Annotated in this window: 18 protein-coding genes; 16 read left to right on the forward strand and 2 right to left on the reverse strand. The window is 70.2% G+C overall.

What is annotated here, in order from left to right:
- Positions 1-17: 17 nt before the first annotated feature.
- Entirely contained in the window at positions 18-701 is a 684-nt protein-coding gene (locus OG905_RS33470) for a DUF2470 domain-containing protein (protein ID WP_328680093.1), read from the reverse strand.
- 188 nt (positions 702-889) lie between these two features.
- On the opposite strand from OG905_RS33470, the gene rpsD reads away from it, so the two are divergent.
- The 16 genes from rpsD to nusB all read left to right on the forward strand — a co-directional run bounded on the left by rpsD (position 890) and on the right by nusB (position 15,377).
- Positions 890-1,504, forward strand: coding sequence for a 30S ribosomal protein S4 (gene rpsD / locus OG905_RS33475; RefSeq protein WP_142216046.1), 615 nt, complete (start codon positions 890-892; stop codon positions 1,502-1,504).
- Between the two features lie 354 nt (positions 1,505-1,858).
- On the forward strand, positions 1,859-2,287 hold the full coding sequence (locus tag OG905_RS33480; protein WP_324977906.1) for a DUF948 domain-containing protein: 429 nt from the start codon (positions 1,859-1,861) through the stop codon (positions 2,285-2,287).
- Positions 2,288-2,293: 6 nt separating this feature from the next.
- Positions 2,294-2,629 (forward strand): DUF6167 family protein, encoded by a 336-nt coding sequence (locus tag OG905_RS33485; RefSeq protein WP_328680098.1) that lies wholly within the window; start codon positions 2,294-2,296, stop codon positions 2,627-2,629.
- A complete protein-coding gene (alaS, locus tag OG905_RS33490; RefSeq protein WP_328680099.1) occupies positions 2,629-5,298 on the forward strand; it encodes an alanine--tRNA ligase in 2,670 nt (889 codons plus the stop codon). Before OG905_RS33485 ends, alaS begins: the two co-directional genes overlap by 1 nt.
- A complete protein-coding gene (ruvX, locus tag OG905_RS33495) occupies positions 5,298-5,762 on the forward strand; it encodes a Holliday junction resolvase RuvX (RefSeq protein ID WP_328680100.1) in 465 nt (154 codons plus the stop codon). Before alaS ends, ruvX begins: the two co-directional genes overlap by 1 nt.
- A gap of 104 nt (positions 5,763-5,866) precedes the next feature.
- Complete coding sequence (mltG, locus tag OG905_RS33500) at positions 5,867-7,567, forward strand: endolytic transglycosylase MltG (protein WP_328680101.1); 1,701 nt, start codon at positions 5,867-5,869, stop codon at positions 7,565-7,567.
- Positions 7,564-8,403: a shikimate dehydrogenase gene (locus tag OG905_RS33505; RefSeq protein ID WP_328680102.1), complete on the forward strand. Its 840-nt coding sequence runs from the start codon at positions 7,564-7,566 to the stop codon at positions 8,401-8,403. Before mltG ends, OG905_RS33505 begins: the two co-directional genes overlap by 4 nt.
- A complete protein-coding gene (locus tag OG905_RS33510) occupies positions 8,400-8,546 on the forward strand; it encodes a hypothetical protein (RefSeq protein ID WP_328680103.1) in 147 nt (48 codons plus the stop codon). Before OG905_RS33505 ends, OG905_RS33510 begins: the two co-directional genes overlap by 4 nt.
- Positions 8,547-8,658: 112 nt before the next feature.
- Positions 8,659-9,843, forward strand: a complete 1,185-nt coding sequence (aroC, locus tag OG905_RS33515; protein ID WP_328680104.1) for a chorismate synthase — start codon at positions 8,659-8,661, stop codon at positions 9,841-9,843.
- A complete protein-coding gene (locus OG905_RS33520; protein ID WP_328680105.1) occupies positions 9,840-10,355 on the forward strand; it encodes a shikimate kinase in 516 nt (171 codons plus the stop codon). Before aroC ends, OG905_RS33520 begins: the two co-directional genes overlap by 4 nt.
- Positions 10,352-11,467: a 3-dehydroquinate synthase gene (aroB, locus tag OG905_RS33525; protein ID WP_328680106.1), complete on the forward strand. Its 1,116-nt coding sequence runs from the start codon at positions 10,352-10,354 to the stop codon at positions 11,465-11,467. Before OG905_RS33520 ends, aroB begins: the two co-directional genes overlap by 4 nt.
- Positions 11,464-11,904, forward strand: coding sequence for a type II 3-dehydroquinate dehydratase (aroQ, locus tag OG905_RS33530; protein WP_266489356.1), 441 nt, complete (start codon positions 11,464-11,466; stop codon positions 11,902-11,904). The genes aroB and aroQ overlap by 4 nt, the downstream gene beginning before the upstream one ends.
- 123 nt (positions 11,905-12,027) lie before the next feature.
- Positions 12,028-13,107: an AAA family ATPase gene (locus OG905_RS33535; protein ID WP_328680107.1), complete on the forward strand. Its 1,080-nt coding sequence runs from the start codon at positions 12,028-12,030 to the stop codon at positions 13,105-13,107.
- Between the two features lie 104 nt (positions 13,108-13,211).
- Positions 13,212-14,318, forward strand: a complete 1,107-nt coding sequence (locus OG905_RS33540; protein WP_328680108.1) for an aminopeptidase P family protein — start codon at positions 13,212-13,214, stop codon at positions 14,316-14,318.
- 61 nt (positions 14,319-14,379) lie between these two features.
- Positions 14,380-14,946, forward strand: a complete 567-nt coding sequence (gene efp, locus OG905_RS33545) for an elongation factor P (RefSeq protein WP_328680110.1) — start codon at positions 14,380-14,382, stop codon at positions 14,944-14,946.
- A 2-nt stretch (positions 14,947-14,948) separates the two neighbouring features.
- Complete coding sequence (nusB, locus tag OG905_RS33550; RefSeq protein WP_142216033.1) at positions 14,949-15,377, forward strand: transcription antitermination factor NusB; 429 nt, start codon at positions 14,949-14,951, stop codon at positions 15,375-15,377.
- Positions 15,378-15,552: 175 nt separating this feature from the next.
- Here the strand turns inward: nusB and bldD are convergent, their stop codons facing one another.
- Positions 15,553-16,053, reverse strand: coding sequence for a transcriptional regulator BldD (gene bldD / locus OG905_RS33555; RefSeq protein ID WP_266489365.1), 501 nt, complete (start codon positions 16,051-16,053; stop codon positions 15,553-15,555).
- Positions 16,054-16,110 lie beyond the last annotated feature (57 nt).

Here is a 16,110-nt window from a genome sequence, read left to right on the forward strand (position 1 = left end):
CCGGGCAGGCTCCGGGACTATTGCGACGCGGCCTCGAAGAGCCTGTGCATGGCCCGGCGCAGTTCCGCGACGTCGCGCACCGGCGTGGGGAAGTCGAAGCGCGCGTCGAAGCTGCGCCCGCCGACGAACCGCACCCGCAGCCCGAACCTGTCCAGCGACAGCGGCACCGCCCGCTGCCCCTTCGCGCGCGTCCCCTCGCCCAGCAGCCCGCACAGCCCCTGCACCTGCTCGCTGTGCGCGGAATGCAGATGCTGCAGCAGCTCGGTCTCGTGCGCGACGAGCGGATCGACGGACGCCTGCGCGAAGTCCTCCGGCGAGACGCCGGCCGCACCCCACAGATCGTCCACCCATGCCTCGCCCGTTTCGAGGCGCAGCATCATGGCGCCGGGCGCGGCCAGGCCGGGTGCGCAGGTGAGCCAGCCGTGGAGCCAGGCCCGGCCGCGGATACGATGGGGCACCGAGACCGGCGCGACATCGGTGATCTCCAGCACGGCGGAGAGTTCGTCGTCCTGCGCGTGCGTGGCGGTGCGTACTGCCGGGGAGTCCGCGGGAAACAGCAGGAACACCTCACCGTCGGTTCCCACGACCCGCGCCTGCGGGGTCAGCTGCTCGGGGCGTGCGGCGTCCACCCCCGGGATGAGCAGCACCGCCGAGCATGTACTCTGTACGAGAGTTCGTGTGCGCTCGGCTGCTGACGGCATCCGCGCGATTTCAAGCCCGCTGGGACGCGGCTGACCATGAGCTGATCGGACCTCCGTCGCCTCGACGCCATTAGATGCGTCGACGTTCTTCGTGCTGTCCGTGATGCGCTTGGTGTTCCCAGGGCGAGACATGCGATCTCCTTGAGTAAGGTGAGCCTAACCTAACCTACAACGGAGGTCTGGAGAACGTGCCTAACCAGTCGCGTCCCAAGGTCAAGAAGTCCCGTGCGCTCGGTATCGCGCTGACGCCGAAGGCCGTCAAGTACTTCGAAGCCCGCCCCTACCCGCCGGGCGAGCACGGCCGTGGCCGCAAGCAGAACTCGGACTACAAGGTCCGTCTGCTCGAGAAGCAGCGTCTGCGCGCCCAGTACGACATCAGCGAGCGCCAGATGGCCCGCGCCTACGACCGCGCCCGCAAGGCCGAGGGCAAGACCGGCGAGGCGCTTGTCGTCGAGCTCGAGCGTCGCCTCGACGCCCTGGTCCTGCGTTCGGGCATCGCCCGCACCATCTACCAGGCCCGCCAGATGGTCGTCCACGGCCACATCGAGGTCAACGGTGGCAAGGTCGACAAGCCGTCGTTCCGCGTCCGTCCCGACGACGTCGTGATGGTCCGCGAGCGCAGCCGCGAGAAGCCCCTCTTCCAGGTCGCGCGTGAGGGTGGCTTCGCCGCCGACGGTGAGACCCCGCGCTACCTGCAGGTCAACCTGAAGGCCCTGGCGTTCCGTCTGGACCGTGACCCGAACCGCAAGGAAGTTCCGGTCATCTGCGACGAGCAGCTGGTCGTCGAGTACTACGCCCGCTGATCTGGGGGCCCCTCCCAGCAGCAGCTGGGGGAGTAGCTCACAACGCTTCAGCCCGCCGCTTCCCCGCCCTTACCGGTGCGGGAGCCGGCGGGCTCTCGCGTTTCCGGGGCCGACTTGCGGACCGAACGCCGCCGCCCGAGCTCGCGGCCCTCCCGTACGCACGCGGCACAACGCTCGGCACCAGCACCTCGCCGCCCGTGCACGCAACGTACTCGCGCGTATCCACTCCGTACAATTGCCCTGCGCAACTCCCTTCCTCCCGGGCGGGAATGCGGTATGGGGTGCGACCCCGGGCGCGATAGGGTCAAAGGACGATTTCCGAGGTGTCCATCGACGAGCAGAGAGCGGTGCAGCGTGACCGGTGGAGAGGTTGCCGGGATCCTGGTTGCCGTCTTCTGGGCGATCTTGGTCTCCTTCCTCGCCGTGGTGCTGGTGAGGCTGGCCCAGACGCTCAGAGCGACCACCAAACTGGTGGCGGACGTGACCGAGCAGGCGGTGCCCCTGCTGGCCGACGCCTCCGCCACGGTGCGCTCCGCACAGACCCAGCTCGACCGGGTCGACGCGATCGCGACGGACGTCCAGGAAGTCACATCGAACGCATCGGCGCTCTCCACGACGGTCGCCTCGACCTTCGGCGGGCCGCTGGTCAAGGTCGCAGCCTTTGGCTACGGCGTGCGCCGGGCCATGAGCCGCAAGAGCGACGACGCCCCCGCCGCGCCGTCGCGTCGAACGGTGATCGTCGGCCGTACCGTGCCGTCGCCCCGGCGTAAGCGGAAAGGCTGACGCACCATGTTCCGCCGTACGTTCTGGTTCACCGCCGGCGCCGCAGCCGGCATCTGGGCCACCACCAAGGTCAATCGCAAGCTCAGGCAGCTGACCCCCGAGAGCCTCGCGGCGCAGGCCGCGAACAAGGCGATCGACGCGGGCCACAAGCTCAAGGACTTCGCACTCGACGTCCGGGCGGGCATGGTCCAGCGCGAGGCCGAACTGGGCGAAGCACTCGGCATCGATGCACCGGTCGACCCCGAACTGCCCGCGCAGCGCCGCTACGCCGCGATCGACCGGCCCGGGCCTTCCAACGACAAGCACTCCTACAACTCGTACAACCGGAATGAGGACCACTGATGGAGTCGGCTGAAATCCGCCGCCGCTGGCTGAGCTTCTTCGAGGAGCGCGGGCACACCGTCGTGCCTTCGGCGTCGCTCATCGCGGACGACCCGACTCTGCTGCTGGTCAACGCGGGCATGGTTCCCTTCAAGCCGTACTTCCTCGGCGAGGCCAAGCCGCCCGCCCCGCGCGCCACCAGCGTGCAGAAGTGCGTCCGTACGCCGGACATCGAAGAGGTCGGCAAGACCACCCGGCACGGCACCTTCTTCCAGATGTGCGGCAACTTCTCCTTCGGCGACTACTTCAAGGAAGGCGCCATCACCTACGCCTGGGAGCTGCTCACCAGCTCCGTGGCCGACGGCGGCTTCGGCCTGGAGCCCGAGAAGCTCTGGATCACCGTCTACCTCGACGACGACGAGGCCGAGCAGATCTGGCGCGACAAGATCGGGGTACCGGCCGAGCGCATCCAGCGCCTGGGCAAGAAGGACAACTTCTGGTCCATGGGCGTCCCCGGCCCCTGCGGCCCGTGCTCGGAGATCAACTACGACCGCGGTCCCGAGTTCGGCGTCGAGGGCGGCCCAGCCGTCAACGACGAGCGGTACGTGGAGATCTGGAACCTGGTCTTCATGCAGTACGAGCGCGGCGCCGGCGAGGGCAAGGAGGACTTCCCGATCCTCGGTGACCTGCCGTCGAAGAACATCGACACCGGCCTGGGTCTCGAGCGTCTCGCCATGATCCTGCAGGGCGTACAGAACATGTACGAGACGGACACCCTGCGGGTGGTCATGGACAAAGCCACCGAACTGACCGGCGTGCGGTACGGCGACAAGCACGACACCGATGTCTCGATGCGCGTCGTCGCCGACCACATCCGTACGTCCGTGATGCTCATCGGCGACGGAGTCACCCCGGGCAACGAGGGCCGCGGTTACGTCCTGCGCCGCATCATGCGCCGCGCCATCCGCAACATGCGCCTCATGGGCGCCACCGAGCCGGTCGTCCAGGACCTGGTCGACGTCGTGATCAAGACGATGGGCCGGCAGTACCCGGAGCTCATCACCGACCGCAAGCGCATCGAGACGGTGGCCGGCGCCGAGGAGGCCGCCTTCCTCAAGACGCTCAGGGCCGGTACCAACATCCTCGACACCGCCATCACCGAGGCCAAGGCCGGCGGCGGCACGGTCCTCGCCGGCGACAAGGCCTTCCTGCTCCACGACACCTGGGGCTTCCCGATCGACCTCACCCTGGAGATGGCCGCCGAGCAGGGCCTTTCCGTGGACGAGGACGGTTTCCGCCGTTTGATGAAGCAGCAGCGGGACCAGGCCAAGGCCGACGCCAAGGCCAAGAAGACCGGCCACGCCGACCTCTCCGCCTATCGCTCGGTCGCCGACACGTCCGGCGCCACGGAGTTCACCGGCTACACCTCCACCGAGGGCGAGTCGACCATCGTCGGCCTGCTCGTCGACGGAGTCCCCTCGCCCGCCGCCACCGAGGGCGACGAGGTCGAGGTCGTCCTCGACCGCAGCCCCTTCTACGCCGAGGGCGGCGGCCAGCTCGCCGACCAGGGCCGTATCAAGCTCGACACGGGCGCCGTCATCGAGGTCCGCGACGTCCAGCAGCCGGTCCCCGGCGTCTCCGTGCACAAGGGCTCGGTGCAGGTCGGCGAGGTGACGGTCGGTGCCTCTGCCTACGCCGCCATCGACACCAGGCGCCGCCGCGCCATCGCCCGCGCCCACAGCGCCACACACCTGACCCACCAGGCGCTGCGCGACGCGCTCGGCCCGACGGCCGCCCAGGCCGGTTCGGAGAACTCCCCGGGCCGCTTCCGCTTCGACTTCGGCTCGCCCTCGGCCGTCCCCGGCCCGGTTCTCACCGACGTCGAGCAGAAGATCAACGAAGTGCTCGCCCGTGAACTCGACGTCCAGGCCGAGGTCATGAGCATCGACGAGGCCAAGAAGCAGGGCGCCATCGCCGAGTTCGGCGAGAAGTACGGCGAGCGGGTCCGCGTCGTCACCATCGGCGACTTCTCCAAGGAGCTGTGCGGCGGCACCCACGTGCACAACACCGCCCAGCTGGGCCTGGTGAAGCTGCTCGGCGAGTCCTCGATCGGCTCCGGTGTGCGCCGTATCGAAGCCCTCGTCGGCGTCGACGCCTACAACTTCCTCGCCCGGGAGCACACGGTCGTCGCCCAGCTCCAGGAGCTGGTCAAGGGCCGTCCCGAGGAGCTTCCCGAGAAGATCTCCGGCATGCTCGCCAAGCTCAAGGACGCCGAGAAGGAGATCGAGAAGTTCCGCGCGGAGAAGGTCCTGCAGGCCGCCGCCGGTCTCGCCTCGGGCGCCAAGGACGTACGCGGTGTCGCGGTCGTCACCGGCCAGGTGCCGGACGGCACCGGCGCCGACGACCTGCGCAAGCTGGTCCTCGACGTCCGCGGCCGCATCCCCGGCGACCGCCCGGCAGTGGTCGCCCTGTTCACCACGGCCAACGGCCGCCCGCTCACGGTCATCGCCACCAACGAGGCCGCCCGCGAGCGCGGTCTCAAGGCCGGCGACCTGGTCCGTACGGCTGCCAAGACCCTCGGCGGCGGCGGTGGCGGCAAGCCGGACGTCGCCCAGGGCGGCGGACAGAACCCGGACGCCATCGGCGACGCCGTGGCCGCCGTCGAGCGCCTCGTCACCGAGACCGCCTGATGCGCAGAGGCCGTCGCCTCGCGCTCGATGTCGGGGACGCCCGCATCGGGGTCGCCTCGTGCGACCCCGACGGGATCCTCGCCACTCCGGTGGAGACCGTGCCGGGCCGCGATGTCCCGGCCGCCCACCGGCGCCTCAAGCAGCTCGTCGAGGAGTACGAACCCATCGAGGTCATCGTCGGCCTGCCTCGTTCGCTCAGCGGCGGGGAAGGCCCGGCCGCCGTCAAGATCCGCGGCTTCGCCCAGGAGTTCGCAGGCGGCATCGCCCCCATTCCGGTCCGACTGGTAGACGAGAGGATGACCACAGTGACGGCCAGTCAGGGGCTCCGCGCTTCGGGCGTGAAGTCCAAAAAAGGCCGTTCCGTCATCGATCAGGCTGCCGCTGTGGTGATCCTTCAGAACGCTCTGGAGTCCGAACGGGCGTCCGGGACTGCGCCGGGCGAGGGCGTCGAAGTGGTTGTCTGATCGCGATACGGTAACGTTCCGCGCGATGCGGCGGTGTTCGAACAGCTGCCGCACAGAAAAGAGGCCGGCACGTTCCGCGTCTGCCTCGCGGCCCTAGGGGATCGATGACTGAGTATGGCCGGGGCTCTGGCTCCGAACCGTGGCATCCCGAGGACCCCTTGTACGGGGACCAGGGGTGGGGAGGACAGCAGGCCGCAGCCGGCGAGACTCCGTACGGCGGCCAGCCACAGCAGCAGTACCCGCAGCAGCCGCAGCAGTACGGCAACCAGCAGCAGGACCCGTACCAACAGCAGCAACAGCAGCAGCAACAGCAGCAGCAGCAACAGCAGCAGCAGTACAACCAACAGCAACAGCAGCAGTACAACCAGCAACAGCAGCAGTACAACCAGCAGCAGTACAACGGCGGCTGGGACACCGGCCAGCAGCCCGCCATGCCGTACGGAGCGGGCCCGGCCGACACCTACGGCGGCCAGCAGCCCGGCTACGGAAACCAGCAGGAAGCCGACTACTACGCCACTCCCGAGGCCTATCCGCCGCCGCAGCCCCCCGGCCGCCGCCAGGCCCAGCCGCAGCCCGCTCCCACCGACTGGGACGCCGAGGCGCAGCAGGAGGAGACCCACCCCTTCTTCACTGGCGGCGACGACGACCGTGACGACGACGGCGAGTACGACGACGACCCGGGTGAGTCGCGCCGGGGCGGCGGCCGTGAGCGTCGAGGCAAGACCAAGAAGAAGAGCCGCAACGGCTGCGCGTGCCTGGTCGTCTCGCTGATTCTCGCGGGCGGCCTCGGCGGTGCCGGCTACTTCGGCTACCAGTTCTGGCAGGGCCGGTTCGGCCCGGCCGAGGACTATGCGGGCGCGGGAAGCGGGTCGACGCAGGTCGAGATCCCCAAGGGCGCGGGCCTGCTGGAGATCGGCAACATCCTCACGACGGCCGGTGTCGTCAAGAGCTCGGGCGCCTTCGTCTCCGCCGCCGACGGAAAGAGCATCCAGGCCGGCGTCTACCTGCTCCCCAAGGGCATGTCCGGCAAGAACGCCGTGACCCGCATGCTCGACCCGGCCAGCCGCAACAACCTGATCGTTATTCCGGGCAAGCGCAACTCCTGGATCTACGAGCAGATCGACGCGCGCCTCGGCATCAAGGCAGGGACCACCAAGGCCGTCGCCAAGGCGAAGGCGAAGACCCTTGGCCTGCCCGAGTGGGCAAATGACAACAAGGACATCAAGGACCCGCTGGAAGGATTCCTCTACCCCGCGACCTATCCGGTCGCCAAGGGCATGAAGCCGGAGGCCGTCCTGCAGAAGATGGTCGCCCAGGCGAACAAGGAGTTCGGCAAGAAGGACCTCAAGGCCGAGGCCGCGAGGCTGGGCCTGAAGTCGCCGCTCCAGGTGATCACCGTCGCGAGCCTCGTCCAGGCCGAGGGCAAGTACAAGCACGACTTCGACAAGGTCTCGCGGGTCGTCTACAACCGCCTCAAGCCGAACAACGCCGAGACGGTCGGACGTCTTGAGTTCGACTCGACGATCAACTACATCAAGAGCGAGAGCAAGCTCGACACCGGCGCCGTGGACGACCTGCGGGAGATCAAGGATCCGTACAACACGTACGACATAAAGGGGCTGCCGCCAGGACCGATCGCGAATCCGGGTCTGGACGCTTTCGGCTCGGCTCTGAATCCGACCCCCGGTCCCTGGTACTACTTCGTGTCGATCACCGAGGACAAGACGCTCTTCGCGGTCACCAATGCGGAGCACGAGCGCAACCGCAAGAAGTACGAAGAGCAGCAGGAGAAGAACGGCCAGTGAGCACGACGAAGCGGCGTGCGGCGGTTCTCGGATCGCCGATCGCCCACTCGCTCTCCCCGGTGCTGCACCGTGCGGCCTACGCCGAACTCGGCCTCGACGACTGGTCGTACGACCGCTTCGAGGTGGACGAGGCCGGTCTGCCGGGATTCGTGGAGGGACTCGACGAATCCTGGGCCGGTCTTTCGCTGACCATGCCGCTCAAGCGCGCGATCCTGCCGCTGCTCGACGGCATCAGCGACACCGCCGCCTCCGTCGAAGCCGTCAACACGGTGGTCTTCACCGAGGACGGCCGCCGTCTCGGCGACAACACCGACATCCCCGGCATGATCGCCGCACTGCGTGAGCGGGGCGTCGACAAGGTCGCATCGGCCGCGGTGCTTGGTGCGGGTGCGACGGCGTCGTCCGCGCTCGCCGCGCTTGCCCGGATCTGCACGGGACCCGTCGTCGCCTGCGTACGCAGCCAGGCCCGGGCCGCGGAGATGCGCGGCTGGGGCGAGCGGCTCGGTGTCGATGTCGTCATCGCCGACTGGGCCGAGGCCGCGACGGTGCTGGAGGCACCCCTGGTCATCGCCACCACCCCGGCGGGCGCGACCGACGCGCTGGCGGCCGAGGTGCCCGAGCGGCCGGGAACGCTGTTCGACGTGCTGTACGAGCCGTGGCCGACGGCCCTGGCCGCCGCATGGTCGGGGCACGGCGGGGACGTGGTCGGCGGTCTCGACCTCCTGGTCCACCAGGCGGTTCTCCAGGTCGAACAGATGACAGGCCGTGCCCCCGCGCCGCTCGCCGCCATGCGGGCCGCCGGGGAGCAGGCGCTGAGCGGCGGCGGAGCCGCGTGAATCTCGCGGGCCGATTCCCGGAGTCGATCGCGAAATACCTCCTGCGGATGGTTCCGCTCCAGGTGTACGCGGGGCCGGCCGTCGGCATCGCCGTGATCGTCCCGCTGGTGCTGCCGAGGCGGCGGGCGCAGGCGTCCGGGTGATGGACCGGAGAACGGGTCACGGACGCGGACGTGGGAGGATCGGGGGAGGCGGGCCAGGGCCGCGCACCCGGTCGCGCCGTCGCAGTCCCAGGCGCGAGCAGGAGGAGCACCGTTGAGCAGGTTGCGTTGGCTGACGGCGGGGGAGTCGCACGGACCCGCACTGGTGGCGACGCTGGAGGGTCTTCCCGCCGGTGTGCCGATCACGACGGAGATGGTGGCGGACCATCTCGCGCGTCGGCGCCTCGGTTATGGCCGCGGTGCCCGGATGAAGTTCGAGCGCGACGAGGTCACCTTCCTCGGTGGCGTACGGCACGGCCTGACGATGGGCTCGCCCGTCGCGGTCATGGTGGGCAACACCGAGTGGCCGAAGTGGGAAAAGGTCATGGCCGCGGACCCGGTCGACCCCGACGAGCTCGCCCAGCTGGCCCGTAACGCCCCCCTGACCCGGCCGCGCCCCGGTCATGCCGACCTGGCGGGTATGCAGAAGTACGCACTCGACGAGGCCCGGCCGATCCTGGAGCGCGCCAGTGCCCGCGAGACGGCTGCCCGGGTCGCGCTGGGCGCGGTGGCCCGCTCGTACCTCAAGGAGACGGCGGGGATCGAGATCGTCTCCCACGTCACCGAACTGGCCTCGGCCAAGGCCCCGTACGGCGTGTACCCGACCCCTGCCGACGTCGACAAGCTCGACGCCGACCCGGTGCGCTGCCTGGACGCCGACGCGTCGAAGGCGATGGTCGCGGAGATCGACCAGGCCCACAAGGACGGCGACACCCTCGGCGGTGTCGTCGAGGTGCTGGCCTACGGGGTGCCGGTCGGCCTCGGCTCGCACGTGCACTGGGACCGGCGGCTCGATGCCCGGCTCGCGGCCGCGCTGATGGGGATCCAGGCCATCAAGGGCGTCGAGGTCGGTGACGGCTTCGAGCTCGCCCGGGTGCCCGGTTCCAAGGCGCACGACGAGATCGTGCCGGGACCGGACGGTATCCGGCGCTCGACGGGCCGCTCCGGCGGCACCGAGGGCGGCATGTCCACGGGCGAGCTGTTGCGCGTACGGGCCGCGATGAAGCCGATCGCGACCGTTCCGCGTGCGCTGGCCACCGTCGATGTCGCCACCGGCGAGGTCGCGGTGGCTCACCACCAGCGTTCCGACGTCTGTGCGGTACCGGCGGCCGGGATCGTCGCGGAGGCGATGGTCGCGCTCGTCCTGGCCGACGCGGTCGCGGAGAAGTTCGGCGGCGACAGCGTCGGCGAGACCCGCCGCAACGTGCAGTCGTACCTCGACAACCTCCACATCCGGTGAGCGTCCCCCTGATCGTCCTGGTCGGGCCCATGGGCTCGGGCAAGTCCACGGTCGGCGGGCTGCTCGCCGAGCGTCTTGGAGTGCCCTACCGGGACACCGACGCCGATATCGTCGCGTCGCAGGGCCGGGAGATCTCGGACATCTTCGTCGACGAGGGCGAGCCGTACTTCCGTGAGCTCGAACGGCAGGCCGTACGCGCCGCGCTCGCCGAGCACCCGGGCGTACTCGCCCTCGGCGGCGGCGCGATCCTCGACGACTCGACCCGCGAGCTGCTCGCCGGGCTGCCCGTCGTCTACCTGTCGCTGGACGTCGAGGAAGCGGTACGGCGGGTCGGCCTCAACCAGGCGCGCCCCCTGCTCGCCGTCAACCCGCGCCGCCAGTGGCGCGAGTTGATGGACGCACGCCGCCATCTGTACACGGAAGTCGCGCGTGTCGTCGTCGCCACCGACGACCGCACCCCCGAAGAGGTCGCCCAGGCGGTCCTCGACGCTTTGGAGCTGAAGGACGTATGACGGACCAGGCAGTGACCCGTATCCAGGTCGGCGGCACGGAAGGCTCCGATCCGTACGAGGTGCTGGTCGGCCGGCAGCTGCTCGGTGAGCTGCCCGGGCTCATCGGCCGCGCTGGGGGTCCCCCCGCCGCAGGTAGGGGGCGGGTGGCCGTGCTGCACCCGGAGGCCCTCGCCGAGACGGGTGAGGCGATCCGCGAGGACCTCGCTTCGCAGGGTTTCGAGGCCATCGCGATTCAGCTGCCCAACGCCGAGGAGGCCAAGACCGTCGAGGTCGCGGCGTACTGCTGGAAGGCGCTCGGCCAGACCGGATTCACCCGCTCCGATGTCATCGTCGGCGTCGGCGGCGGCGCCACCACCGATGTCGCGGGGTTCGTCGCGGCGACGTGGCTGCGAGGTGTGCGCTGGATCGCCGTACCCACGACCGTGCTCGGCATGGTCGACGCGGCGGTCGGCGGCAAGACCGGCATCAACACCGCCGAGGGCAAGAACCTCGTCGGTGCCTTCCACCCGCCCGCCGGGGTGCTCTGCGACCTTGCCGCGCTCGACTCGCTGCCCGTCAACGACTACGTCAGCGGCATGGCCGAGATCATCAAGGCCGGTTTCATCGCCGACCCCGCGATCCTCGACCTCGTCGAGTCCGATCCGCAGGGCGCGCGCAGTCCCGCGGGACCGCACACCGCCGAGCTGATCGAGCGCTCCATCCGGGTCAAGGCGGAGGTCGTCTCCAACGACCTCAAGGAGTCGGGCCTGCGGGAGATCCTCAACTACGGCCACACGCTCGCCCACGCCATCGAGAAGAACGAGCGCTACAAGTGGCGGCACGGCGCGGCCGTCTCGGTCGGTATGGTCTTCGCCGCCGAACTGGGCCGCCTGGCAGGCCGGTTGGACGACGCGACCGCCGACCGGCACCGCTCGGTCCTTCAGTCCGTCGGGCTGCCGCTGACCTACCGCGGCGACCAGTGGCCCAAGCTCCTTCAGACCATGAAGGTCGACAAGAAGTCCCGGGGCAATCTGCTGCGGTTCATCGTCCTCGACGGCCTCGCCAAGCCGACCGTGCTGGAGGGCCCGGACCCGGCGGTGCTGCTCGCCGCGTACGGAGAGGTGTCCGCATGACGCGTCAGGTGCTGGTACTCAACGGCCCCAACCTCGGACGGCTGGGCTCGCGCGAGCCCGACGTCTACGGCGCGACCTCCTACGCGGGTCTGGTGGAGACCTGCCAGGAACTCGGCAAGGAGCTCGGCTTCGACGTCGACGTGCGGGAGACGAACGACGAGGGCGAGATGATCCGCTGGCTGCACGAGGCCGCGGACGGCTCAATTCCGGTCGTTCTCAACCCCGGTGCCTTCACGCACTATTCGTACGGGATGCGCGACGCGGCCGCCCAGCGGACCGCCCCGCTGATCGAGGTGCACATCTCGAATCCGTACACCCGTGAGGCATTTCGGCACACTTCGGTTGTCGCGGCGGTCGCCAGCGGCACGATCGCGGGCTTCGGCATCGGCTCGTACCGGCTCGCTCTGCGGGCGCTGGCCGAGGAATTGACTGGCTGATAGGGCACTTCGGGCGGCTCCCGGCCGTTCCCTCTGGGGGCGAACGGGAAGGTACCGTTCGGAAGCAAGGCGGCCGGGTAGGCGCCTGACCAGCGTGAGTCGTACGAGACGGAGTGGCACCGGATGCAGCACGCAGTGGGGGGTCCGCTGCCTCCGCCCCAGGAACCGGGGCAGGGACCGGCCGGATGGACACACAGCGCCCGGCACCCGGGACCGCCGCCGGGAGCTCCCGCGGGACCCCCGCCGCCGCACGGCCGGCACCCCGCCGGGCCTCCGCCCGGTGCGCCGGCCGGACCCCCGCCGCCCCATCCTGCCGCGCCGCCGCAGGGCCAGCCGCCTGCCCGGCCTCCGCACCCGCAGGGCCAGCCGCCTGCCGGGCCTCACCCGGGCGCTCCCGCCGGGCCGCCCGGCGCGCCGGGCGGCCCGCCGCACTCGCAGGGGCAGCAGCAGCCCGCAGCACCGCCCCCTGTGGCCCCCGCTGGGCCCCCGCACACGCACGGCGGGCGCCCCGCCCCCGGCTGGGCCGGTCCCACCCCGAGGCACGCTTCAGCCCCGCCGTCCCGTGAGACCACGGGGCACATCCAGCTGCCCCCCGGCGGACCGGTTCCGATACCCGCGCCGCCCCCTGCCGACAGCGGCACCGGCACGGCCACGCTCGCGGTCCTGCTCATCGGCCCGGCCGGCGCCGGCAAGACGACCGTGGCGAGGCACTGGGCCGGGGGCCGCCGCGTCCCCACCGCGCACATCAGCCTCGACGACGTACGCGAATGGGTCTGCTCCGGCTTCGCCGACCCCCAGTCCGGCTGGAACGACCACTCCGAGGCGCAGTACCGCCTCGCCCGCCGAACCTGCGGATTCGCCGCCCGGAACTTCCTGGCCAACGGCATCTCCTGCATCCTCGACGACGCCGTCTTCCCCGACCGCCCGGTCGTCGGCCTCGGCGGCTGGAAGCGCCACGTCGGCCCCGGGCTGCTGCCCGTGGTCCTGCTCCCCGGCCTCGAGGTCGTGCTGGAGCGCAATGCCGAGCGCAGCGGAAACCGTCGCCTCTCGGACGAGGAAGTGGCCAGCATCCATGGCCGGATGGCCGGCTGGTACGGATCAGGGCTGCCGATCATCGACAACTCCAAGTACGACGTGGAGACCACGGCCCGGGTACTCGACGACGTGCTGGCCCGGTCCATCGCCAGCCCGCCGAACTGGTAACCCGCGGGCCGGACTAGGGCGTGTTTTGGAAGTCCCTCCCCCAGAGCTCCCCGGTCGGACGCGCTGACCAGGCCGGACCGCGCAACCGCTCGTAGGCTCGGAACATGTCAGAGGTGTATGGGGTCCGCCGCGGCCGGCTGCGGGACCGGTGCGCGGCCACCGGCAGCGCCGGGGTACTGGTCTCCCGCCCCGCGAACGTCCGCTACCTCGCGGGCGCTGCACCGCCCGGCGCCGTACTGCTGCTCGGCCCCGGCGAGGACGTCCTGCTCTGCCCCGGCACGCCCACCAGTGATCCCGCCGACGGCCGCCCCGACGAACAGCTCCGGCTGACCGTCCTGCCCACCTCGGCCGGCGATCCGGCGGTCGCCGCCGCCGAGCAGGCGCGCACCGCGGGCGTCGAGTCGCTCGCCGTCGAGGAGCACCATCTGACCGTCGCCCGCCACCGCGCCCTGGCCTCGGTCGCGCCGCGGCTGCGCCTCGCCGACCTCGGCCTCGCCGTCGAGCAGCAGCGGGTCGTCAAGGACGAGGAGGAGATCGCCTGCCTGCGGATCGCGGCCGAGATCGCCGACCAGGCCCTCGGCGAACTGCTGGAGTCGATCCTGGTCGGCCGCACCGAGCGGCATCTCGCCCTGGAGCTGGAGCGGCGGCTCGTCGACCACGGCGCCGACGGCCCCGCCTTCCCGACCTCGGTCGCCACCGGTCCCCATTCGGGCCGAGGGGGGCACCGGCCCAGCGACCGCCGCGTCGAGGAGGGTGATTTCCTTTCGGTCTGCGTCGGCGCGAACTATCGCGGCTACCGCTGCGAGATCGGCCGTACGTTCGTCATCGGGACGACCCCGGCGGACTGGCAGATCGAGCTGTACGACCTCGTATTCGCCGCTCAGCGGGCCGCCCGCGAGTCTCTCGCACCGGGCGCCGGGTACCGCGATGTGGACCACGCGGCCCGTCAGATCCTGGACGCGGCGGGCCATGGCGAGGGCCTCGCACCCCGCACCGGGCACGGCGTCGGGCTCGAAATCGACGAGGACCCGCAGCTCGCCCCTGCGGCCATGGGTAAACTGGACGCTTGTGTGCCGGTCACCGTCGAACCGGGGGTCCACCTCCCGGGACGGGGCGGTGTCCGGATCGATGACACGCTCGTCGTGCGCCAGGAGGCGGACGGCGGACCCGAGCTACTCACCATCACGACCAAGGAGCTGCTCGCGCTCTAGCTTTCGCTGCAGCGCGCTTCCTCGGTCGTCCACCAGCGTCAGTCCAGGAGATTCCGCAACCGTGGCTTCCACGAACGACCTCAAGAACGGCATGGTGCTCAAGCTCGACGGAGGCCAGCTCTGGTCCGTCGTCGAGTTCCAGCACGTCAAGCCCGGCAAGGGCCCCGCCTTTGTGCGCACCAAGCTGAAGAACGTGCTCTCCGGCAAGGTCGTCGACAAGACGTTCAACGCCGGCGTGAAGGTCGAGACGGCCACCGTCGACCGCCGCGACATGCAGTTCTCGTACATGGACGGCGAGCACTTCGTCTTCATGGACATGCAGACGTACGACCAGCTGCACATCGATCGCAAGGCCGTCGGCGACGCCGCCAACTTCCTGATCGAGGGCTTCACCGCCAGCGTCGCGCAGCACGAGGGCGAGGTGCTCTACGTCGAGCTGCCCGCCGCCGTCGAGCTGACCATCCAGCACACCGACCCGGGCGTCCAGGGCGACCGCTCCACCGGCGGCACCAAGCCCGCCACGCTGGAGACCGGTTTCGAGATCGGCGTCCCGCTCTTCATCACCACCGGTGAGAAGATCAAGGTCGACACCCGCTCCGGTGAGTACCTCGGCCGGGTGAACAGCTAACCGTGGCTGCCCGGAACAAGGCCCGCAAGCGCGCCTTCCAGATCCTCTTCGAGGCCGACCAGCGCGGGGCGTCCGTGCAGACGGTCCTCGCGGACTGGGTCCGGCACTCGCGGTCCGACGACCGGCAGCCGCCGGTCGGCGAGTACACCATGGAGCTCGTCGAGGGGTACGCGCAGCACGCGGACCGGATCGACGATCTCATCGCCACCTACTCGGTCGGCTGGACGCTGGACCGGATGCCGGTCGTCGACCGCAACATCATCCGGCTCGGCGCGTACGAGCTGGTGTGGGTGGACGAGACGCCGGACGCGGTGGTGATCGACGAGGCGGTGCAGCTCGCCAAGGAGTTCTCCACCGACGAGTCGCCGTCGTTCGTGAACGGCATGCTCGGCCGCTTCAAGGACCTCAAGCCGAGCCTGCGGCGCGACTAGCCGGGGGCTGTCGGGGCTCGTCCCCGAATCCCGCGCAGCGAAACGCCGACGGGGCTGGATCTTCCAGCCCCGTCGGCGTTTTCGGCTGCAGCTGACGCGGCTCACAAACACAGCGGAGGGCGAACCCGCACATGACGGGTTCGCCCTCCGACGTGACGTTTCTCCTGAAGTGGCGTCAGCCCTCTTCGTGGGTGACCGCGCGCCGCGCGTCCGCGTCGAGAACGCCCCAGCTGATGAGCTGCTCGGTCAGGACCGACGGCGACTGGTCATAGATCACGGCCAGGGTGCGCAGGTCGTCCTGACGGATCGACAGCACCTTGCCGTTGTAGTCGCCACGCTGGGACTGGATCGTGGCGGCATAGCGCTGCAGCGGGCCTGCCTTCTCCTGCGGCACGTGGGCCAGCCGCTCCAGATCCAGGACGAGCTTCGGCGGCGGCTCGGCGGCACCGCCCGGCGTGGTGCCGGGAAGCAGCTCCTGCACCGGGACGCCGTAGAAGTCCGCAAGCTCGGCAAGTCGCTGTACGGTCACGGCGCGGTCGCCGCGCTCGTACGAGCCGACCACAACGGCCTTCCAGCGGCCCTGGGACTTCTCTTCCACGCCGTGGAGGGAAAGCCCCTGCTGGGTGCGGATGGCGCGGAGCTTGGCCCCGAGCTGTTTTGCGTATTCGCTGGACATATAGCTCCCCGGACGCTGAGACAACGTGCGGCTCCGCCGCGCGGCTGGTAACTCACT

It is taken from the genome of Streptomyces sp. NBC_00322 (genome assembly GCF_036147535.1).
GTDB lineage: Bacteria > Actinomycetota > Actinomycetes > Streptomycetales > Streptomycetaceae > Streptomyces.